The 21,720-nt window shown below is 41.8% G+C and carries 22 protein-coding genes; 17 read left to right on the top strand and 5 right to left on the bottom strand.

Translation table 11 applies throughout. The annotated features are described in order from the left end of the window. Nucleotides 1–43: 43 nt before the first annotated feature. Entirely contained in the window at nucleotides 44–916 is an 873-nt protein-coding gene (locus tag EJP82_RS06225; protein WP_425464324.1) for an IS3 family transposase, read from the top strand. A gap of 192 nt (nucleotides 917–1,108) precedes the next feature. Here EJP82_RS06225 and EJP82_RS06220 read toward each other — a convergent pair whose 3' ends face one another. Then, on the bottom strand, nucleotides 1,109–2,989 hold the full coding sequence (locus EJP82_RS06220; protein WP_127191159.1) for a S8 family peptidase: 1,881 nt from the start codon (nucleotides 2,987–2,989) through the stop codon (nucleotides 1,109–1,111). Between the two features lie 217 nt (nucleotides 2,990–3,206). Here EJP82_RS06220 and EJP82_RS06215 point away from each other — a divergent pair, with 217 nt between their 5' ends. The 5 genes from EJP82_RS06215 (at nucleotide 3,207) to thiI (ending at nucleotide 7,411) form a co-directional block, all read left to right on the top strand. Continuing rightward, complete coding sequence (locus EJP82_RS06215) at nucleotides 3,207–3,455, top strand: DUF1540 domain-containing protein (protein ID WP_246053992.1); 249 nt, start codon at nucleotides 3,207–3,209, stop codon at nucleotides 3,453–3,455. A 55-nt stretch (nucleotides 3,456–3,510) separates the two neighbouring features. Further along, nucleotides 3,511–3,969 (top strand): hypothetical protein, encoded by a 459-nt coding sequence (locus tag EJP82_RS06210; protein WP_246053991.1) that lies wholly within the window; start codon nucleotides 3,511–3,513, stop codon nucleotides 3,967–3,969. A gap of 186 nt (nucleotides 3,970–4,155) precedes the next feature. Beyond that, on the top strand, nucleotides 4,156–4,890 hold the full coding sequence (locus EJP82_RS06205) for a lytic transglycosylase domain-containing protein (protein WP_127191158.1): 735 nt from the start codon (nucleotides 4,156–4,158) through the stop codon (nucleotides 4,888–4,890). 134 nt (nucleotides 4,891–5,024) lie between these two features. Next, nucleotides 5,025–6,176 carry a cysteine desulfurase family protein gene (locus EJP82_RS06200; protein ID WP_127191157.1) on the top strand — a complete coding sequence of 384 codons (1,152 nt, stop codon included), beginning with the start codon at nucleotides 5,025–5,027 and terminating at the stop codon, nucleotides 6,174–6,176. Continuing rightward, on the top strand, nucleotides 6,176–7,411 hold the full coding sequence (gene thiI, locus EJP82_RS06195) for a tRNA uracil 4-sulfurtransferase ThiI (RefSeq protein ID WP_127191156.1): 1,236 nt from the start codon (nucleotides 6,176–6,178) through the stop codon (nucleotides 7,409–7,411). Before EJP82_RS06200 ends, thiI begins: the two co-directional genes overlap by 1 nt. Nucleotides 7,412–7,477: 66 nt before the next feature. On the opposite strand, the gene EJP82_RS06190 is transcribed toward thiI, so the two are convergent. Beyond that, nucleotides 7,478–8,182 carry a TerC family protein gene (locus EJP82_RS06190; protein ID WP_127191155.1) on the bottom strand — a complete coding sequence of 235 codons (705 nt, stop codon included), beginning with the start codon at nucleotides 8,180–8,182 and terminating at the stop codon, nucleotides 7,478–7,480. A 127-nt stretch (nucleotides 8,183–8,309) separates the two neighbouring features. Here EJP82_RS06190 and EJP82_RS06185 point away from each other — a divergent pair, with 127 nt between their 5' ends. From EJP82_RS06185 to EJP82_RS06160, 6 genes are all read left to right on the top strand, one after another. Continuing rightward, nucleotides 8,310–8,969, top strand: coding sequence for a TerC family protein (locus tag EJP82_RS06185; protein ID WP_127191154.1), 660 nt, complete (start codon nucleotides 8,310–8,312; stop codon nucleotides 8,967–8,969). Between the two features lie 243 nt (nucleotides 8,970–9,212). Continuing rightward, a complete protein-coding gene (locus tag EJP82_RS06180) occupies nucleotides 9,213–9,713 on the top strand; it encodes a hypothetical protein (protein ID WP_127191153.1) in 501 nt (166 codons plus the stop codon). Nucleotides 9,714–9,882: 169 nt separating this feature from the next. Continuing rightward, the gene (typA, locus tag EJP82_RS06175; protein ID WP_127191152.1) at nucleotides 9,883–11,724 is read left to right on the top strand and encodes a translational GTPase TypA; all 1,842 of its coding nucleotides are present in this window, start codon (nucleotides 9,883–9,885) and stop codon (nucleotides 11,722–11,724) included. 36 nt (nucleotides 11,725–11,760) lie between these two features. Continuing rightward, a complete protein-coding gene (locus EJP82_RS06170) occupies nucleotides 11,761–12,069 on the top strand; it encodes a YlaH-like family protein (protein ID WP_127191151.1) in 309 nt (102 codons plus the stop codon). A gap of 51 nt (nucleotides 12,070–12,120) precedes the next feature. Continuing rightward, complete coding sequence (locus EJP82_RS06165) at nucleotides 12,121–13,197, top strand: LCP family protein (RefSeq protein ID WP_127191150.1); 1,077 nt, start codon at nucleotides 12,121–12,123, stop codon at nucleotides 13,195–13,197. 81 nt (nucleotides 13,198–13,278) lie between these two features. Beyond that, entirely contained in the window at nucleotides 13,279–13,731 is a 453-nt protein-coding gene (locus tag EJP82_RS06160; RefSeq protein ID WP_127191149.1) for a pyridoxamine 5'-phosphate oxidase family protein, read from the top strand. A gap of 47 nt (nucleotides 13,732–13,778) precedes the next feature. On the opposite strand, the gene EJP82_RS06155 is transcribed toward EJP82_RS06160, so the two are convergent. Continuing rightward, nucleotides 13,779–14,402, bottom strand: coding sequence for a YhcN/YlaJ family sporulation lipoprotein (locus EJP82_RS06155; RefSeq protein ID WP_127191148.1), 624 nt, complete (start codon nucleotides 14,400–14,402; stop codon nucleotides 13,779–13,781). Nucleotides 14,403–14,525: 123 nt separating this feature from the next. Here EJP82_RS06155 and EJP82_RS06150 point away from each other — a divergent pair, with 123 nt between their 5' ends. Both EJP82_RS06150 and EJP82_RS06145 read left to right on the top strand, forming a co-directional pair. Beyond that, complete coding sequence (locus EJP82_RS06150; protein WP_127191147.1) at nucleotides 14,526–15,857, top strand: PhoH family protein; 1,332 nt, start codon at nucleotides 14,526–14,528, stop codon at nucleotides 15,855–15,857. Nucleotides 15,858–16,084: 227 nt separating this feature from the next. Next, complete coding sequence (locus tag EJP82_RS06145) at nucleotides 16,085–17,386, top strand: ABC transporter substrate-binding protein (RefSeq protein ID WP_127191146.1); 1,302 nt, start codon at nucleotides 16,085–16,087, stop codon at nucleotides 17,384–17,386. Nucleotides 17,387–17,404: 18 nt separating this feature from the next. Here EJP82_RS06145 and EJP82_RS06140 read toward each other — a convergent pair whose 3' ends face one another. Both EJP82_RS06140 and EJP82_RS06135 read right to left on the bottom strand, forming a co-directional pair. Next, nucleotides 17,405–18,481, bottom strand: coding sequence for a coiled-coil domain-containing protein (locus EJP82_RS06140; RefSeq protein ID WP_127191145.1), 1,077 nt, complete (start codon nucleotides 18,479–18,481; stop codon nucleotides 17,405–17,407). A gap of 169 nt (nucleotides 18,482–18,650) precedes the next feature. Continuing rightward, the gene (locus EJP82_RS06135; protein WP_127191144.1) at nucleotides 18,651–18,887 is read right to left on the bottom strand and encodes a DUF2626 family protein; all 237 of its coding nucleotides are present in this window, start codon (nucleotides 18,885–18,887) and stop codon (nucleotides 18,651–18,653) included. 384 nt (nucleotides 18,888–19,271) lie between these two features. Between EJP82_RS06135 and EJP82_RS06130 the strand changes: the two genes are divergently transcribed. The 3 genes from EJP82_RS06130 (at nucleotide 19,272) to EJP82_RS06120 (ending at nucleotide 21,524) form a co-directional block, all read left to right on the top strand. Then, on the top strand, nucleotides 19,272–19,934 hold the full coding sequence (locus tag EJP82_RS06130; RefSeq protein ID WP_127191143.1) for an RsfA family transcriptional regulator: 663 nt from the start codon (nucleotides 19,272–19,274) through the stop codon (nucleotides 19,932–19,934). Nucleotides 19,935–20,062: 128 nt separating this feature from the next. Further along, the gene (locus EJP82_RS06125) at nucleotides 20,063–21,058 is read left to right on the top strand and encodes a ketopantoate reductase family protein (RefSeq protein WP_127191142.1); all 996 of its coding nucleotides are present in this window, start codon (nucleotides 20,063–20,065) and stop codon (nucleotides 21,056–21,058) included. Between the two features lie 94 nt (nucleotides 21,059–21,152). Continuing rightward, a complete protein-coding gene (locus tag EJP82_RS06120; RefSeq protein WP_127191141.1) occupies nucleotides 21,153–21,524 on the top strand; it encodes a DUF3397 domain-containing protein in 372 nt (123 codons plus the stop codon). Nucleotides 21,525–21,720 lie beyond the last annotated feature (196 nt).

Genomic DNA, 21,720 nt, shown 5'->3' with positions numbered 1-21,720 from the left:
CGATTGTAAAAAAAGCAGTGCACATCTTCAGCAAACCAAAGAACTGAGATTTCAGTTCATCGAGAATAGTCGCTCCGAGTTTCGATTGGAGAAGATGTGCGATGTACTTAGCGTTTCCCGGAGCGGTTATTACAAATGGAGAAACCATGAGACTAGCCAACAAGAGCTGCGGAAAAACCAAGTGTTAGAGCGGATCCGCTACCACTTCAGTGACTCAGAAGAGCGCTATGGTGCACCAAAGATCACATTTTTGCTGAACAAAGAAGGGTGTAACGTGACGGAACGAACGGTAGGCCTATATATGAAAGAGCTTGGTTTACGTTCTTGTGTTTCAAGAAAGTACAAAGTACAAACTACCGATTCTAATCATGATATGGCCATTGCACCCAACATCCTGAACCAACAGTTTCAAAGTACGGAGCCNAGCAAGGTGTGGGTCACAGATATTACCTACATTCCGTGCAGAGAGGGTCGGTTATACCTTGCAAGCGTTCTGGACTTGTGCACTCGTGAGATTGTGGGGTGGCGACTGGCTGACCGTATGACAACTGAATTAGTCCTTGAGGCGTTAAAGGATGCCTACGCAGCCAAGAAGCCTGAGGAAGGTCTCATTCACCATTCTGATCGTGGAGCACAGTACGCATCCACAGAATACCGTGAATTGCTTAAGAACTACAACATGATCTCTAGCATGAGTCGCAAGGGAAATTGCTACGACAATGCTTGTATTGAATCGTTTCATAGCATCCTAAAGAAGGAACTCGTTTATTGCAGAAGGTTTAGGACCAAACAACAAGCCAAAGACGAGTTGTTTCGATATATTGAGTTTTTTTACAATCGCAAGCGAATTCACGGTGCTCTCGGATACTTGTCACCGATTCGTTTTGCTGCACAGTTTCAGAAGAAATCTGCTTAATTCGCTTAAGGTAGTGTCCACTTTTTTGACAGAGGTCCATATTTCCAGTTATAAGAGAATTACTGGGGTCTCTTATCAACTAAACAGGAGAATTTCCCTTTAAGTGAAATCGGTAGCGGGGCTCATGTTACGATTATAAATTTTCGTGATCGTAGCTAGTCTAATCACAGTGAAGAGTGTCAACTTATAGGTTCATTTCCCTTCTAAAGTCCGATTTATTTTTTGCTGAAAGTACTGTGGCCAGAACTGTAAAGGGGAACCGGCACCTCCAGCGGCTTGAAGTGTTGCATAAACATCGATCTGTCCATATCCGAAATATTTGTCTCGCCCAACATCCCCTAGATCAATCACATTCTTACGAATGATGTCCATGACTTCCGTGTTTTTGAGGTCTGGGTTTATAGAGCGAATCAATGCCGCAAGTGCTGCTACATGAGGACTTGCCATTGAGGTCCCTGAGAGTGCAGCGTACTGATTGTCCGGATAAGTACTAGCAATACTTTCTCCTGGTGCCACCACATCTACATAGTCACCGTAATTGGAGAAGGACGCTTTCCCTAGATTTGAATCAGTTGCCGAAACAGATAATACTTCAGGATAGGCTGCAGGATAACCTGGACGTTCCGTATTATCATTGCCGGTAGCGGCAATAAGCACGATATCCCGGTCAAAGGCATATTTGACAGCCTCATGTAAAAAGTTCGCATCGGCATAATTTCCTAGGCTCATATTTATGACCTTGGCCCCATGGTCCGCTGCCCAAATGATCCCCTGTGCGACAGAATAACTGGTACCCGAACCTGAATCATCCAGAGCTTTAACAGGTAGAATCTTTCCTCCCCACATCATACCTGCAATGCCTTCGTGATTATTCACATTGGCTGCGATGATACCCGCAACATGCGTGCCATGCCCCACATCATCCATCGGTTTTGCACTCTCATCGATAGCGTTGTATCCTTTTAGTAGCCTACCCTGAAGATCCGGGTGATTAAGGTCAACACCAGTATCGACTACGGCGACGATCACATCATTACTACCTTTAGTCACATTCCAACCGCGGTTTGTTTCGATAATGGGTAAATTCCATTGGTATTCCGCGAATAATAAATCATTAGGAATTTCCGTCGACGTCGTCCCAATATCCAGGCCATCTGTTTCATTAGTCATATATAGATAGTGAGGTTCTACATATTTTGGTTTCCACTTGCTGATGAAATATTGTTTCATTTGCTCCATATTCTTGTCATCAGAGTGGAAAATATAGGTACTTGCGATTTTGCGTGCAGGTTTGCACTTAAGTTCGGACTGTATTTGTTTCATTTCGAACGCAGAGGGTTCTCGCTCGAAGGTCACGACAATCTCATTTTCGTAATAATGGCTCGCATTTTCATTGTCATGGCCTGTTTTAACGGTCATGTCTCGATGCGTATCTGCGTTTATCGATTCCACCTTATATTTCCCCTCTTTTGGATAGGGGATAAGTCGTAAATTTTTATTCTGATGATCCTTTACCCGATTTAAAATACCCGCATCCATTACGGCAATTACACCTTGCTTGTGATTGGAAATCGGTTGCGCGGCTACGAAATATTTAGGATCATTTTCAGGGAATGCCGGAGATTCATATGACTTAGATTGGGATAGTGCTTTGCGGGCAAAACTCAAATAAGTATGAAGTTCTTTCTTCTCTTCAGCACTAGGTTTAAATTGTGGTCGATCCAGTTTTTGTTCTTTGCCGCTGGATAGATCAAGCCATGAGATGGATTGGAAATGCTTATGATCCTTTTGTAGATTGGTAATGTAGTTCTTTTGTTTTTCTGTTGTTAATTTACCTAATTCGACGGAGAGTGACTTCAGATGTCCCTTGGCATCTAATCGTGACATACGCTCTGTTGCAACCATATCTTGCTTAAGCATACTATGCTTTAAATTTTTTTCTTGAGCTGGTGTTGGTGCTGATGGTTGTCCAGCATTATGACGTGGTGTGGTTTCTGTTGAGGGGAAGAGCGAAATCGCCACCACGGCTACGATTCCCGCTACTCCTAAAGCTACCCATTTTCGCCAATTCACAAGCGTTGCCTCCTTCAATAATCACTAACTTAGTTAAGTTTATCCTTCGAATTAGATCAACTTTTTATGCGTTTAGGAAAGGAATATAAATAGCTAAGCAATGCTTGGATTTATTACTTTTGTGATATGTTTCAGAGATGCCGTAAAGGCATTTTTTTATTTTTTGCATCGATTTAACAACACTCATTCCGCATAGCAAATTGTTTGATCGGGGAAAATGAAGCTTGAGGTGATCAAAATGCCAAATGGCGACAAGCCTATTGTCAAATGCAGCGTATCAAATTGTACCTTCTGGGGAGAGAACAATTTCTGTCAAGCAGAGGCAATCATGATCGACATCGATCAACATGCAACGAAGCACTATGGTGCGGAGTTTGCGGGGGAATCCTTCGATAGCGATCATCAAGACAAGGCAAGCACATCATCTGCTACATGTTGTCACACATTTAGGCCGAAATCATCGTAATTATCGAAGTGTACTGTCTAAGTACACACGAAATTAAACTACGGAGGTGCTTTGGATGTCTAACCATAATCATAATCATTCCAAGGGTAGGGACGACACTAAGAAATTTTCTCCGGCGTATAAGAGCGGGAACGGAAATGGGGGTAAACAGCGTAAGGATTATCCACGCATTACTCACCAGGAGGAATACTCAGCTGAGGTTGCTCCAAGAGAGATCTTTGGCAGGGACACTAAGCGCGAAGAACGCCATGAGAACCATGAGCGAGAAGGTGAAATTACGGCGATGGAAAGCAGCGATATCTCGGATAGTACGATGGGAAGTACTGTAGGATACGTCGGTGTTGGATTGGGTATTCTGTCCCTCTTTATGTGGTCTATAATCTTAGGACCAATAGCGGCAATCATGGGTTTTTATGCTTATAGCCAAGGTCGGAAAACTTCTGGAGCTTGGTCCATTGGTCTAGGCATACTGGCGACTCTGAGTTATTTCATTCTTATTCCAATGACTCGTTAATTTTGGCTATAGTCAGTTTGTGTAATTTATAAATTTTATATTTCTGTAGGCCTTCGTCCCTTAGGACGAAGGTCCTTTTTTTTTGAAGGATGACGATTTTTGCGAAAAATGAGTGGTTATTGTCGTCGTTGGAGTGTAAACTATAGACAACCTTCCCTTTTGGAAAAGAAAAGGAGCATCTAACATATGCAAATAGATCCTCGTACTATGGGGCAACTGATTAAATCACAAATGGCAAATAGCATTGACCTACAGGGTACCTCAGTTGGAACTACTTCCAGCGATAAAGGAGAATCACTATTTGACATATTGTTGAAAGAATTGATGATTTCCGAGGGACAAGATGCGGAAAGTACACTTAGGAATGAGCTTCAAGGCGGTCTTACATCAGAAATGATGACTGAGGAAATGTGGCAAATGTTGCAGTCCTTTGGAGAAACCGAATTAAGTGGTAACATTAATATGTTGGATATGAATACATCAGCTTCAATCCCAACAGGAGCCAGTAAGGATATCGATGAGTTGGTATCCCGTGCGAGTCAGACATACGGTGTGCCAGAGAGTCTAATTAAAGCAGTCATCGAGACAGAGTCTTCATTTAACGCATCAACTGTTTCTTCCGCGGGAGCAAAAGGGTTGATGCAACTGATGGATGGTACGGCTAGAGGACTCGGAGTGAGTGATTCATTTGATCCCGCTCAAAACATCGATGGGGGAACACGTTATTTATCCTATCAGCTTCAACGTTTTAACGGGAATGAGAAGACAGCATTAGCGGCCTATAACGCAGGACCTGGGCGTGTGCAAAGACTTGGGATTACGAATGATCAGCAATTAATGGAAAAGTTGGATCTGCTTCCTCAAGAGACGCAAAATTATATCCGCAAGATTGAATTAGCCCGTACAAAATATGGGGATTAATATATTCTAAGTAGATACGGCGATTATCGCTGAGTAAGTATACAGAGATCAAAATGGGAAAACGCTCCGGGATCCGGATTTTCGCGTTTTTTCTTTTGGTCTTTTTTTGAAATATTAGTTTAGAGGTGAGATTTGTGATCTATTTTGACCACGCTGCAACCACTCCTCCTTATGAGGATGTGACTCGAACGATTGCAGAGGTAATGGCTGCACACTTTGGGAATCCGTCATCGCTGCATCGTTTAGGAGAAGAAAGTGGTAAATTATTAAGAAAAGCACGCGAGGTTTGCGCTGAAGCTTTAAAGGTTAAGCCCAGTGAAATCATATTCACTTCTGGAGCAACCGAGAGTAATAATCTGGCTCTCAAAGGTTCTGCATTACAGTATATTAGCCGCGGTAAGCATATCATAACTACCAACACTGAGCACTCCTCTGTTTATGAATGTTGTAAGCAGTTAGAAACCTTAGGATGGGAAGTTACTTATCTGCCCGTGAATTCGACTGGATTGGTTAATGCAGAACAAGTGGCTGCCGCAATACGTGAAGATACAGTCTTGGTTTCCGTGATGCATGTCAATAATGAGATTGGTTCTGTTCAACCGATCACTGAGATTGGGAAAATGCTGAAGAAGGATCACGCCCGTGTGTTATTCCACGTCGACGGGGTGCAAGGTTTTGGCAAAGTCTCGCTATCTATTGTGGAAAGTGGTATTGATCTATATAGCCTTTCAGCACATAAATGGAGAGGCCCTAAAGGGGTTGGACTATTGTATGTGCGTGAGGGTCTAGTCTTATCTCCTCTTCTGTCCGGAGGAGGCCAAGAAGGCGGATTACGAGCAGGTACGGAGAATATTCCGTATATCGTGGGTATGGCCAAAGCCATTAGACTAACGAATGAAAATTGGGAAACTAGAGCCCGGAAATTATCAGGTTTGAAGGAAATGCTAATTCAGGGGATTACTGAGTTACCTGAACTGGTGCTGAACTCAGATAGAGCAGGGGCCCCACATATTGTACATTTCTCTTGTCCCGGTATGAAGGCTGAAGTGATATTGCACATGCTGGAAGAGGAAGGAATGTTCGTGTCTACACAATCAGCTTGTTCCTCCAAACAGCGTAAGCCAAGTCGAGTTTTACTTGCCATAGGGAAGGATACGGAGACAGCATCTACAGGTCTGCGCATTAGTTTAGGAGAAGAGCATACAGAGGAACATATTAATAAATTGTTAAAGTCGCTTGGCAAAGTACTTAAGCAATTACATCAATTAAAAGGAGAAACATCATAATGCCGGAATACGATTTGCTGCTGCTTAGGTTCGGAGAAATTACGATCAAAGGCAAGAATCGATCAAGATTTGAGAAGGCGGCTTTGTCCCACGTCAAGTTGTTGTTACGTGCTTATCCTCGAACTGAAGCCAGAAAGGATTATGGCCGAATTTATGTCGTGTTAAATGGGGAGCCTGCCCATGAAATCATTGATGCTCTCAAAAATGTATTTGGTGTAACATCCATCTCTCCAATGAATACAGTTTCTTCGAATTTGGAAGATATCCTATCTGGAGCTACTTCTTTCATGAAAGGCATATCCTGGGCAGGAGAGAAAACATTTAAAGTGAGTGCTAAAAGAGCTTGGAAGGGATTTCCTCATCCTTCACTTGAAATGAATAAACTGGTTAGTACACCCATTCTGATGGCAGTTCCAGGATTAAAGGTAGATGTTCATCATCCTGCAGTAAATTTGCGGGTAGAAATTCGAGAGCAGGAAACTTATCTATATACTGAAGTTATCCAAGCAGCCGGAGGTTATCCACTGGGGAGCAATGGGAAGGCTATGTTGCTTCTATCAGGAGGAATTGATAGCCCAGTGGCGGGTTGGTCAGCCATGCGTCGAGGGTTGGAAATAGAATGCGTTCATTTTCATAGCTATCCATTTACAAGCAAAAAGGCGGAAGAGAAAGTTTTAAATTTAGCTCGAGTATTATCCAGTTATGTTGGACAGATCAAGGTTCATTTGGTTCCTTTTACAGAGATTCAAACCATCTTGTCCCAGAGTGGTCATGATAATCTGATGATCACGTTGATGAGACGGGCCATGCTGCGCATCGCTACTCGATTAGCGGAGAATAATGGAGCTTTAGCCTTGGTAACAGGGGATAGCTTAGGACAAGTGGCAAGCCAAACCCTGTCAAGTATGAACGTGATAGGTAGGGCAACGGATTTACCTCTTTTGCGGCCACTCGTCATGAGTGACAAAGAGGAGATTATTTCAATGGCAAGGCAAATCGGAACTTATGAGTTGTCAATTCTCCCTTATGAAGACTGTTGCACGTTGTTTGTTCCTAAATCACCTGCGACAAACCCTAATTTAAGGATCATTGAGAGTGCTGAAGCGTCGTTAACTCAATTGACAGAGGAAATTGAAAAGGCGGTTCAAGGAACTGAGACCCTATGTATAAGACCTGATCAGGACATTGATAGAAGTACTGGTGAAGAGCCGGTCGTGCAAGATAAATGGTTCTAAAACAAGAAGCCGGAATTCAACCCTAAGGGAGATTTCCGGCTTCTTATTTCCTAGTCGTATGAGATACTAGTGAGTTGCTATTTGGGATTGTTGGTTCTTCGTTTTTTCCCGTTGAAGTTTTTTCTTACGGAAACCCAGACCGAGTACTGCAGCCATTACAATTAGAATAAATAGGTAGCGCAGTATAGGCTTGTCCTCAAAGAAAGGTAGGAAATGCGGTTCCGTGGTAATCATATGGGCGGCTGTATAGGCTAAAACTGCAGCTCCGACATAAGAGATCCAGGGAAATGAATCTAATAACTTAATAAATAACGTACTTCCCCAGATCACAATTGGAACGCTGATCAGTAATCCAATGACAACGAGCACCATATGCTGTTGAGACGCACCTGCGACAGCTATGACATTATCAAGACCCATAGCCGCATCGGCGATAACTATAGTCCGTACTGCAGGCCAAAGCGAACTTTTGGCTTCAATTGAATCGTGATCCCCTTCATCGGCTAATACCTTGTAGGCGATAAACACCAGCATGGCACCTCCAATTGCAAGTAACCAAGGGATTTCAAGTAACCAGACTACGACTAAAGTTGCTAAAATTCGTAGTATTACGGCACCGGCCGTCCCATAAAGAATCGCTTTCTTCTGCACGGTCTGAGGTAGCTTCTTAGCTGCCATACCAATCACAATTGCATTGTCCCCGGCCAAAATGAGATCAATAAAAATAATATTGATCAATGAGATAAAAAATGTAGCACTGAATAATTCCACTCATGTCACTTCCTCTATAGGCTATATACGTATTTAATAACAAAAAGGAGTCATTGTCCAAGTGATTTTTTGTGAACTAGTCATAGCTTGGCTCATCCCCTCATAGTACTGTAGGGGAGGGATGATTGTGGAGCATATACTTCTGTTGTCTGAAATACTGATTATAAATTTAGTGTTAAGTGGTGATAATGCTGTGGTCATCGCCATGGCGAGTAAAAACTTACCACTTAAGCAGCGTAAACAGGCAGTATGGTGGGGGGCTTTGGGTGCTGTAGTATTACGTTGCCTACTAACGTGGGTAGCGGTTATTCTATTACAAATTCCATTTATTCAGGCAGCTGGTGGGATTTTCCTCGCAGGTATTGCCTTTAAACTTCTACTTCCTCATGATGATAGCACCCGAACAGAAGAAGCGAGTACGATGTGGCGAGCGGTGCAAACCATCCTCGTTGCAGACATCATTATGAGCCTGGATAATGTACTAGCCATAGCGGCGCTTGCTGATGGAGATCTAGCCATCCTAGTCATCGGAATTGCCATCAGTATTCCTATTGTCGTCTGGGGAAGTAATTTAATCGCGGATTGGTTACATCGTCTGCCGCTGCTTAGTTATGTTGGAGCAGGGATATTGGGTTACACAGCTGGTAGAATGTTGCTGCATGACCCGCAGCTTGGGTCAATGATTACCTTAGCAATCCCCATGTTCGCCAATATGATTCCAACTATTTTGGCTGTAACAGTAATTATGTTCGGTTGGTTCAAAAATTATAGTGCCAAACGCGGATGAATAAGCCTAAAATCGAACATATGGGAGTAAAGAAAACCAGCAGCCAGCAGCTGGTTCTTTTTGTGTGCCAAAGATTAGTATTTTCTTCAATAAAAATGAAATTTCACTTAGGATATTTTTGGATTTTTTCATGAGGGGAGAGTGGTTTTTTTCCTCATTTTCATTTAAACTGGGTGTAAGAAGGGTAATGTCGTATTTTGCAGCGGCTTGTCCCCTATTGTCATTTGGAAGGTGTGTGATGAAATGACCGACAACAACAAGCTTACAACCGGTATTTTGATTCTGGCTGCAGGGATCATCATCTTGCTTGGAAAATTAGGAGTTTTCAGTTTTCTAGGTAAAGCGCTGTGGCCGCTACTCTTGCTAATTCCCGGCATTTTGTTCCACCTTTGGCATTACTTAAGAAGGGGTCCTGCGGAATTACTTCTTCCTGGGGGCATCTTGATTACCTACAGTATACTGTTCTTCATCGCCAATATCTGGGGATTTGGCACCCTTAAGTACACATGGCCTTTCTTTATTTTGGGGATAGCCATAGGGTTACTTGAGTACGATTTGGCTTCGGCGCCTTCGCAGCGCCAGAGCGGGGTATTACTCGCGGCCCTGATACTTGGAGTATTTTCTGTTATTATGCTTGGATGGACATTATTCTCCTTATCCATCATTTATCTTATAGCTATTGTACTTATCATCGGGGGTATATTATTGATTACGGCCCGTGGTAAGAGTCGGCGACTATGGTGATGTCTGGAAAGTTCTTGAATTATTCGAAATTTTGCGTATAATATAAGGGATATGTCAAGCGTCGGCATTTTATTCGTCCGACGCTTCTTTTGTGGTGAACTACGCCGCTCCCGGCTTAAGGGAGAAAAAAACTAAATACACAGAGACGAAAGGATATGGAGAAAAGACTATGCATGAAAGAAATGAGATTCGGAATATTGCAATAATTGCACACGTAGACCATGGTAAAACAACACTAGTTGATAAACTGTTACAACAATCGGGGATTTTTCGTGATAACGAGGCAGTAACCGAGCGCGCGATGGATTCTAACGATATTGAGCGGGAACGTGGTATTACAATTTTGGCCAAAAATACAGCGATCACGTATAAAGAGTACTTGATAAATATCGTTGATACTCCAGGACACGCCGACTTTGGTGGAGAAGTAGAACGGATTATGAAAATGGTTGACGGCGTATTGCTCGTCGTTGATGCGTATGAAGGCTGTATGCCTCAGACTAAATTCGTACTTCGCAAAGCACTAGAACAAAAACTCACTCCAATTGTGGTAGTTAATAAAATTGACCGCCCTGCTGCTAGACCAGCTGAAGTCATTGATGAAGTTCTTGATCTATTTATTGAACTTGAAGCAACAGATCAACAGTTGGAATTCCCCGTAGTATATGCATCTGCACTAAACGGAACTTCAAGTATGAATCCTGAGCAGCAAGATGAAAACATGCTTGCCCTTTACAATACGATTATCGAACATATTCCGGCACCTACAGAAAAAGTTGATGAACCGCTACAATTCCTAGTTACATTAATGGATTACAACGAGTATATGGGACGTATTGCTGTCGGTCGTGTAAATCGCGGTATTATTCGTCAAGGTCAGCCTGTAACGGTCATGACTCGCGACGGTGGCAAAAAATCAGCTCGTATCGAGAAATTGTTTGGTTTCCAAGGACTACGTAGAGTGGAAATTGCTGAAGCTGGAGCTGGTGATATTGTAGCTATCGCCGGTATTAAAGATATTAATATTGGTGAGACCATTGCGGATCCGAATCAACCAGAAGCACTTCCGGTACTGAAAATTGACGAGCCTACACTACAAATGACATTCCTTGTTAATAACAGTCCTTTTGCTGGTCGTGAAGGTAAGTGGGTTACTTCCCGTAAATTGCGTGAGCGTCTGTATAAAGAACTTGAGACGGATGTATCGCTACGTGTAGATGATACAGATAGTCCTGATGCCTTTATCGTATCGGGCCGTGGAGAACTTCATTTAGGGATCTTGATCGAGAATATGCGCCGTGAAGGTTACGAATTGCAAGTTTCGAAACCTGAAGTTATCATCAAGGAAGTTGATGGAGTCAAAATGGAACCGATTGAACGTTTGATGATCGACGTTCCAGAAGAAAGCATGGGCTCAGTAATGGAGAGTCTTGGATCACGTAAAGCAGAAATGGTGAACATGATCAACAACGGAGCTGGTAATGTTCGTCTTGAATTCCTCATTCCAGCTCGTGGATTGATCGGATATTCTACTCATTTCCTAACTTTGACACGTGGATATGGTATCATGAACCATGCTTTTGACAGCTATGGACCAGTCGTAAGTGGCCAAGTTGGCGGACGCCATGAAGGTGTATTGGTATCTAGTGAGAATGGCGTTTCCACTTTGTATGGTATCTTGTCTATTGAAGATCGTGGAATTCTTTTCTTAGAGCCAGGAGCAGACATCTATGAGGGTATGGTTGTTGGTGAGCACACTCGTGATAACGATATTATCGTTAACATCTGTAAAGAGAAGCAAGTCAATAACATTCGTTCAGCCAATAAAGAGGATACTGTCAAAATGAAAACACCACGTCTCTTCTCGCTTGAGCAGGCTCTTGAGTACCTCAACGATGATGAATTTTGTGAAATCACACCAAAATCCGTTCGTATTCGTAAGAAAATTCTTAATAAGAGCGAACGTGAACGTTTTGAGAAACAACGCAAAAACGCAGAAGCTAATATCTAATATAAACTTGTGATTCCCAAGAAGGAGGGAACCGTGTTGCAATCTTGGTTTGCTAACCATCCAGTAATTTCTTATCTAATTATTCTGGTGCTAGTGTTCTTCGTATACAACAAGGTGTTTCGTGCTGGTCAAAAGCTGTCGCTTTTGAAGGAAGTAGTGCTCTACTTGTTGATGGCAATAGGTTCCTTTCTTCTGCTTATTTTTCAAATTGATAAGCTACCTATTATTCAGTGTCTTCTGGTTGCCGTTATTCTTATGCTTATGGTTCGCATACGTTATTTTGTGGAAGGCCGTCGGAACAAGAAACTGAAGTCTACACCGATCGCTGAAGATAAAGTCGAATAGTATGGATTAGTAATGTGACTATATTATAAATGAAAAAAGGTGTTTGAATTCATGAGTTCTAACCGCAGCGGCTTACCTCCTCGTGAGCGGAGTCAAAGACGATCCTCAAAGGGTTCAACAAAGAAGAAGAAACAGTCAAGTGGTGCTAGGAAATTTCTTAAGGTGCTACTTACGGTAATTATTTTACTGGTAATTGGTGTGGGTATATATCTAGGTTCTATGGTAGTTACGCTAAATGACGTGATTGATGAGACCGGGTCGCCAGAAGCAGTTGCTCCTGAGAACTCAGCAAAGGTCAAACCGATTACGATGTTATTACTTGGGACAGATTATCGACCAGAGACGGGCACACATCTTACCGATGTCATGATGGTTATCGCGATAAATCCCGAAACGAAATCTGCGACCATTGTTTCACTGCCGCGGGATACGCGTATGCAGATGGATGGTTACAAGACCAATAAAATCAATGCATTCTATCCGAATTTCCTAGCAAAAGAGAAGAAATCTGGAATCTCTGCTAAACAGGAAATGAAGACGATGATGAGTAAGTATTTTGATCTTACAATTGATTATGTGGTCGTTATGAATTTTCAAGGTTTTCGTGATGTTGTAGATGCTCTTGGTGGTGTTGATGTAAATGTAGATGCCAATATGTGTTACCGCGATCGCGCGGATGGTACTGACATCAATTTACAGCAAGGCGCTCAGCATCTAGATGGTGATAAGGCGCTTGGGTATGTTCGCTACCGTAAGTCAAATTGTAGCCCTAAGACGAAAGCCTCTGATGATTTTGATCGTAACAGACGGCAGAATGAAGTATTACATGCTTTGATGGATCAAGCCAAGTCAATGAACGGCGTTCTTGGTGCTGGAAATGTAATTAAGGCTATAGGTAAAAATGTGGAAACTGACTTTGAGTCGGCGCAAATGAAGAATATGATTACTACCTACTGGAATATATCTAAGGAGAACGTTGATTTCATGCCGGTGACCGGAGAATGGAAGAGCCCCTATGTATATTTGAACGAAACTGAATTTGAACAGGCTAAGCAGGCTTTGAAAGACGAGCTTGCCGGTACTAATTTACCTGCAAAGGATGAGAGTTCTTCCTTAGACGGTAAATGAGCATTGAATGTAAGTTTTACAACATGATATAATACAGGTGAACTAGATAGAGCAATTGTACTTCACAGGAGGGCTGATATCGTGTCCGAAGTCGTTACTCAATTGTCGGAATCATTGTTTTCCACCTTTCAGTCCGAGACTTTTGTTCTGCTTAATACAGTAGACCTTGAGTCTGGGGGGCCAACCTCCAGTGCGATTTCATGGATCTATGCGGTGGATCACTCCACGCTTCGTCTTGCGCTTGATCATCGTTCACGTCTTGTTGATAATATTAAGGCCAATCATTGTGTCACAGTAACGGTGTTTGGCAAGAACACCATTTATGCTATTAATGGTAAGGCTGATGTAGTGCAAGACCCGCTTGCTGACGTGCCATTTAAAATGTGCTGCTTCGATGTGCATATCGAAGCCGTACGTAATGCTCTTTTCTATGGTGCGCAGCTTGCATCACCTCCAGAATATGCTAAAGTTTATGATCAGCGTGCTGCGGACATGCTGGATGCTCAAGTATTCTCCGCAATGAAAAAAGCCTAGCGATTATTCGCTGGGCTTTTTCTTGTATTGCAGGCTCTTAGAGCGGTTTAAGATTTTCCATCTGGTGCTATTTTCATTTCTTTAGTCTTATCATTCTTAGGTGTAGTCGTTTTTTGTTCTAATTTATTTATTGGGTTGGCTGGTTGATTGGTATTCGCTCTTGGTTTGGTGTCTTTTGGAAGCTGCGGAACGATACGACCCATGATATCTGCAAGCTCTGTGGCAAACCCAGATATAGGGTGACCTTCTTTAATCTTTTGACCAATTTCTGAAATGCGGTGCGATAGGTCAAGATCGGCTGTTACGATCGCATTCGCACCTTGGGGATCCTTGCGAAGTGCTTCGGCAACAGTGTATTTGATACTACCAACACGTGCACGTTCTAAATTTCCTTCTACATCAATGGCGACAACTGCAGTATTGCCCAAGACTACACAGTGAGCCCCTTTAACGCCTTCTACATGTTTAACTAATTCTTCAAGATGAGTTTGTCTGTTAATTTGTTCATTTTTACTTAATCCTGTAATTTTGCTAGTCCCGTTTTGATTGGTGCTCTGTACCCGGGGAGTATTCTCCGTTTGATTCTGAGGAGAGGGTGATGCCTTTTTTGACATAGTACCGCAGCCAGCAAGCAGAGAAGCCATCAATAACAAACACAGCCATATTCGCATGTTGATCCGTCCTTTCGGAGATGATCTGATCTCGATATATTTTCTGTTATTTAGATTTCCCAAGGCGGAGAAAAATATGTATTTGAATAAAAGGCTGCAATGACCACCGTGGAGGGGATATCAATGAAAAAAATATTTGTATTAGATACGAATGTATTGTTGCACGATCCCAATGCGATTTTTGCCTTTGATGAACATGAAGTGGTCATACCGGCTGTAGTACTTGAGGAAATTGATTCGAAGAAAAGGAATCCCGACGAAATCGGACGAAATGCACGGGGTGTGTCAAGGTTATTGGATGCACTACGTGAGCAAGGGCATTTACATGACGGTGTTCCGCTTAATAATGGTGGAATCCTCAAAGTGGAATTGAATCATCGAAGTTTCGTTAAAGTTCAGGAAATGTTCGGTGAGATTACTAACGATAACCGGATTTTGGCAGTAGCATTAAATTATCATTTAGAAGAAGGCGATCAGGATGTACCACGTCCAGTCGTATTAGTTAGTAAGGATGTGCTCTTACGAATCAAAGCAGACGTACTCGGTATTACTGCTCAGGATTATATGACCGATCGTACTGCGGGTCCAAGTGAATTATATGCAGGTTATTCCACGATTAAAGTCCATCCCTCAATCATTGATGAATTTTATACCTATCGATCTTTACCGATAAAACCGCTGGGGCTTTCGTATTCCCTATACCCTCATGAATTTGTCATCTTGAAGGATGAAATGGGCACTGGTAAATCTGCTTTACTCAAAGTCAATGAAGATGGTTTAAAGTTAGAGCCGTTATTTTTGAGTACAGAATCGGTATGGGGGGTTAGTGCTCGGAATGCTCAGCAACGGATGGCACTGGAATTGCTGCTTAATGATGATATACCGTTAGTTACCATTACGGGTAAGGCGGGAACAGGAAAAACTTTACTTGCATTAGCTGCGGGGTTACTAAAGGTAGAGGACGAACATAAATATAAAAAGCTGTTGATTGCGCGTCCTGTTGTGCCTATGGGTAAGGATATAGGATATTTGCCTGGTGAGAAGGAAGAGAAACTTCGACCTTGGATGCAGCCTATATATGATAATTTGGAGTATCTATTTGATACGAAGAAATCTGGCGATATTGATAAAATATTGATGGGACTTGGGAGTATCCAAGTGGAAGCTCTAACGTATATTCGTGGGCGTTCAATACCAGGACAATTCATAATTGTGGATGAAGCACAGAACTTGTCGCGTCATGAAATAAAGACCATAGTCTCACGGGTAGGAGAAGGAAGCAAAATTGTTGTTATGGGTGACCCAGAGCAAATTGATCACCCTTATCTTGACTCCGCTAGTAATGGGTTAACTTATCTGGTGGAGCGTTTCAAAGAACAGGGGATTAGTGGTCATATCACACTAGAAAAAGGAGAACGATCCAAACTCGCTCAATTGGCGGCTGACTTATTGTAATAAAGAGATTGGAGTTCTAAATTTAGGTATAAAAAAACGCCGAATGGTAGCCATTCGGCGTTTTATTTTGCAGATAACTGTTGAACTAATAACAGGATACTAGCATAGAGAGTGATATGATTCTGAAGAAGATTATATTATCAAGATTAGTAGGACAAAAGGTGCGGAAATTTGTTATTATGAATGGTAATGATAGCGCTTAGAACTTGTGGAGAGGAAGAATGGATGTGAAGCGTAGAAACCATTGGTTGCTTTTTGCCATCCTTCTGTTGGCGTTGATAAATTTGTCACCGAGCAAGAATTCGGCCAACATCAGCAATGAGGATGTTGGAAATGCGGAAATGATCCATCCTCCAAGTCCGGAGAAGGTTCAAGAAGAAGGGCATCTTAAAATTCTGGTGCAAATGGATGAGGCAGACTTCACTCTTCTTCAGCAAATGAATCAATCGTATATGAATACACATCCCATACAAGTTGAATTGGTGAATATCCCTCCGGAAGCTTCATATTCCTCAACTGAGTTGCAACTTGAACTTGGTGAATCACCAGATGTATTATTGCTCGACAATGTCTGGATTCGTAGATTTGCTGCTGAAGGTTATCTATTACCTACAGAGAATTATTATTTCGGATCGTTGACCGGGGAAGTGTTAAGTTCTTCGTTGGCGCAGAATGAATGGAACAGTTATGTTTGGGGGGTTCCACTGGATGTGGATCCATACGTATTAGCATACAATCCTGTAGCACTCAAACAGCTTGGATTGGAGAAACTACCGACATCTGCCCTAGAATGGACAGGACTAATCTCTGAGTTTATGAACCAACAAGAAATTCCTTATCTTCTGGGCTTAAATTATGAAGATCCTTTTGCGAGTATGTCATTGCTGTGGCAATTGGGAGGAGAGAGCTTAGAAGCTAATGAAATATCCCCTATATCTCCATTTACACTTACGGAGGAGACGGAGGTAGCAATCCGGCAAATTGAATTGCTACGACCTCATTTGTTGAACCTAATTGAGGGCTCTAGTGAGTTAGCTGAGGACGGCTGGAAGAAGTTCTATAACGGAGAGGTAGCTATTATATTGGCCCGAGCATCAGAGGCGGATGTTCGCCAATATCCAAGAATGGAGATCTCGTTCACTGAGCCAACCAATTCTGGAAGAACGATGTGGATTAATGGACGAAGTTACGTAGTATCGGCACAAACTGACAATGCCGAAGCTGCTGGATCGTGGATTTCTGAGATGACGAACCAAGCAGGACAGCGTGATTGGTATGCTATGACAGGGCATCTTCCAGTGCTCAAATCACTTTATTATAACTCCACTAAGAATGGATTGCCGGAATGGGTGCCAGCTTCATTAGTGAATAAACAAGGAGGAAGCTTGCCTGTAGGGGCTACACTTCCTGCTCAAATGGATGAATTCTCAAGAGCTTCAAGAGAGTTTCTGAGAGGGACAATAAATGCTGAAGACTATATGACCCGAATATCTGAGATTAACGATGAAACGATTATCGAAGTGAAATAAAAGTAGCACTTTTTTATATTAAATAGATAATTTCAGTTTTACAGTTAAAATCCCTTTTGTGATTGTCGCTTCGGTGGCTTCTATGAAAGGGACTATTTGTTTAGGATAGAATCCGAGATCGAAGTCTTTCTCGAGTTCCCGGGATGTCGTATCTGGAAGTTCAAAACCATTAAATATAAGACGATCAACGTGAAACATAATGGAATTATCAGGTGCGTTCTCAACGGAATAGTGTCCTTCTATCTTTAGATCAAACTCATCACTGCTTCCTTGTGCGATTATTTTTGACTCTTCAAACTTGAAAGACATATTACGTAATAGATCTTGTTTATCATGTAGGAAGTTGTTTAGTTCCTCTTCACGGATGACAAGTGTATATCCTCCTTTAACAGAGATTAGACTGTCTTTATGATTACTCAAAAAATCAGGAAACTCTGACATCGCCAAGGAAAGTGCATGAAAATATTTGCGTACTTCTTTAAGTCCAACACTTTCCCAATAGTTGGTTAACTCCTGAATCATAGCTTGCAATTTATCTGGGTCAGCACTTGCACTGAGTGAGTTATCAACACTTTGCTGTAAAGTAGCTACTCGCTCGCGTTGCTTAAGTAAGTTCTCTTTCATATCTGAAAGTTCATTAGAAAGCTTATCTAGAGTATCCTTCGTTTTTTTCAAAGAACTGTATTCAGTTTTATAGGTGCCTAGAATATCTTGATCCCTCTCGGCGATGATCTGGTAATAATCTAGGACGGAGAAGAAATCTCTCAAGCTGTCCACCGATAAGAGAGCACCAAGTAAAGATTCTCTTTCTCCCATATAATAAGCTTTGATCCTAATACCTGCCTGTTCCCGGCTAGTAATAATCTGTTCATCCTTTTCAGCAAGTTGTTGATTTAGCATAGCGACAGAGGTTTCTGTTTCTTGTTGTCTCGTTTCGATCCGTGCGATCTCCCTGTCAATTTCTATTATGGATAAACTTTTCTCTAGTATGGCTTGTTCTTCCTCGGTTATTGCAGCTGCTAATGAAGGAGCCCGGAAGCAAACTAACGTTAAAAGAGAGAACAGGACACATAAGGATATGATACGTCTGTACAAGGGCGATCCTCTCCTTAAGTTGATGTACATATATATATGATCTTAGGAAAGGAAATATCAGCATGTCTGATTTATTCCTTCTGTACGAAAAGAAGACGACCCGGATGTTACATCGGAATCGTCTTCTAAATACATTTGAAATTTGGGGAGGATCGTATTCGTCAAATAATTAGAGGGGCATGCCCATTTGAAAGATCGTCCAATAGCTAAATCCAGTAAATGCAACGATCATATATCCCCAGAAAAGCAGGATATACGTTCTCTCTGTAAACTTCAGGTAACCGAAGACCACGAAAAAAGCAGTTTGCAGGAAAAATAGCAGAGCCATTTCAATTAGATCACCTGCAAAGGCCATCAGGCCAATGACGAGTGTGAAAAAGCCAAGAACGCGGAACATGCGTGCCACGATTAACTCCCCCTTCATATGTATACACAGTATTAACCTCTATCCAATATTATACCCGTAGCCCCAAAAAGTGTAAACAAAAAGTCAATAAAAACCAAAATATAGGCATCGAATTGTGATTTATATAATAGTTATATGCGAGATTATCCAAAAGTGTTATGGAGTTTTTAATGATATATTTTTCTTTTTATTAGTCTTTTATAGATGAATGTATGACAGTAACTTTTTTTGGACATACAAAATAGTATCAAATAGATTCTATGAACTCTTTAAGAGGCATAGAAATGGAGTAAGAGGTCTTTTGAGCATCAACCAATTGAAATAACGCAATGGGTTGATGGCTAAGAAGGCGGTTATTAGATGTCGTTAGGAGGTATTTATAGTATGACAGCTGTGAGACAAGATGCATGGAGTACAGAAGATGATTTGATATTGGCAGAAGTTACCTTGCGGCATATACGGGAAGGTAGTACACAACTTACTGCATTTGAAGAAGTGGGTGAAAGAATCGGAAGGACCGCGGCAGCCTGTGGCTTCCGGTGGAACAGTTGTATTCGTAAAAAATACGATGCTGCTATTGGAATTGCTAAGGCACAAAGACAGAAACGTAATTATTTGAAGAAACAAGGCTCAATTGTGGGCAATTCAGCAATCGCTTCCTTAGCTTCTTTGGCTTCTGTTGAACTGGAAGACGGAAATTATAGAAGTGAAGGGGTAACGGAAGAGACGATTTCGATCGATGCTGTTATTCGCTTTTTGCGAGGATGGAAAAATACGGTACAAGAAACAAGTCGCCATATGAAATCCTTGGAGAAGGAATTGCGCGAGAGAGACGAAGAACTGGAGCTCCTTCGCAAACATAATAATAGGCTCTCTGCCCAAGTGAATGAAGTACAGACGGACTATAGAGTCGTGAATGACGACTATAGAGCACTGATTCAAATTATGGATCGAGCACGTCGTCTTGCATTTCTGAATGAAGAGGAAGATGAGTCAAAGACGAGATTTAAAATGGATGCAAATGGTAATCTTGAGCGCATTGAATAGAGTAATTACCACAGAGAATTCCGTCAACTTTGACGGAATTTTTTTGTGTTTGTAGGTAAGGATTTGGTATAAAGAAGATAGGTTAAATGCGGAGAAGCTATAATGTGTAAGTAGAAGGAGAGATTGGAATGAAGTTTGAGATCATAGGAGCGGGAGCGTTAGGCTTGCTTTTTGGAGCGAAACTGCTAAATGCGGGACATGAAGTTACCTTTTGGACAAGAACTAATCATCAAGCGGACTTACTCACTAAGCAAGGGTACATATTGGAAGAATCTGATGGATCGCTTCATCAGATTGAAGCAAGTAAATTCCAAGCTCATCAGATTAAAGAAGCTGTTAAGATCGGTGAGTATAGAGAAAATGATTGGGTGTTTATAACGACTAAACAGCGACATATAGATGGAGAGCTGTTGAGCATAATTCAGTCACTGCATGGAGAGAGGACTGGGACATTATGTTTTCAAAATGGAATGGGACATGTAGAAAAATTATTAACTTTTTTGAAAGGTAGACAGATCTACACGGCGGTTACAACCGAAGGAGGAAAGCGGATTGGAACAGAACGTGTAATTCGATCTGGGGTTGGGAAGACGACTATAGGTATAGTTGAGAGAAGGAGTCCGAAATCCGATCAAAGAGAAGCTGAAAAGGGAATATATGGGGATGATAGAGGAGAAAGTTTGGTGAATACGCTAGATATAGCAGGATTCCCTGCCTTTTTGTCGAAAGACATCGATAGGGAAATTTTTAGGAAACTATTGATTAACGCAGTTGTTAATCCATTGACAGCATTATGGCGAATTCCCAATGGTGAGTTGCTGGAGACAGAGGAGCGTAGAAACTTGCTCAGACAGCTTTGCCAAGAAGGGGCAGCTATTTATCAGGCAAATGGAATATCATATGATCCCGCTCTGTATGAGCAAGTTTCTGAAGTGTGTCGTTCTACTGCTGGAAATATCTCTTCAATGTTGAATGATGTACTTCAGGGAGTTCCTACTGAGGTAGATTTTATCAATGGTTATCTGGTTGAAATGGGACGTTCTGCTGGAGTTTCTGCACCTGGACACGAAATGGTTTGGCAACTTATACGTGGCTTGCCATCCACTAATCGCATATCGATCTGAATTGCTCACAAAACTAAGCGTATGCATACGATGCAAGTTTTGTACGAAGTAATTCCAAGTAGTTATTGCTCACAAAACTTTTAGGAGGTGGAACATGGGTCTGTTGGCTGTTCTGTCTATCGTGCCGTTTATCCCCTTTTTATTGGTCTATTTCATTCATTTCTATTTTCAGAGAGACAAGAAGGCAGCCATTAAGCTTGCGATGGATGTAACCACGTTATTTCTAATTTTGTCGGTGTCAGCACTTTTTAACAATGTATTTAATTCAGGTTTTGGGTTATACCTTATAGTTCTAATATTACTGATTGTTGGCGGATTAATTGGGGGGGCGCAGAATCGTCTGAAAGGTAAGGTTGACGCGAAGAGGTTGTTTCGGGCAGTTTGGAGATTAGCCTTTGCGGGAACGGGGATCGCGTATATAATCTTGTTTTTAATTAGTTTTATTACATATTTAGCGGCTGCATAGTTAAACATAATTAGTGAATATCTTTCCTCCAGTGGGGAATATTTAAGGCTCAATCTATAAATCAGTGATTGACAGTATGAATACAACAGTGGAGTTTGGAGGAATGTGGACAAGCGGAGTGTTTACAGTTACAAGGAGGATTTCCACTTTATGTGGTTCAATTCAAGCACTATTCCTTTAACAGTGATGGTAACAT

This window comes from Paenibacillus anaericanus (genome assembly GCF_003994475.1).
In the GTDB taxonomy this organism is placed as follows: domain Bacteria; phylum Bacillota; class Bacilli; order Paenibacillales; family Paenibacillaceae; genus Fontibacillus; species Fontibacillus anaericanus.
The sequence above is the reverse complement of the archived record's forward strand: the minus strand, read 5'-3'. Positions and strand labels throughout refer to the sequence as shown.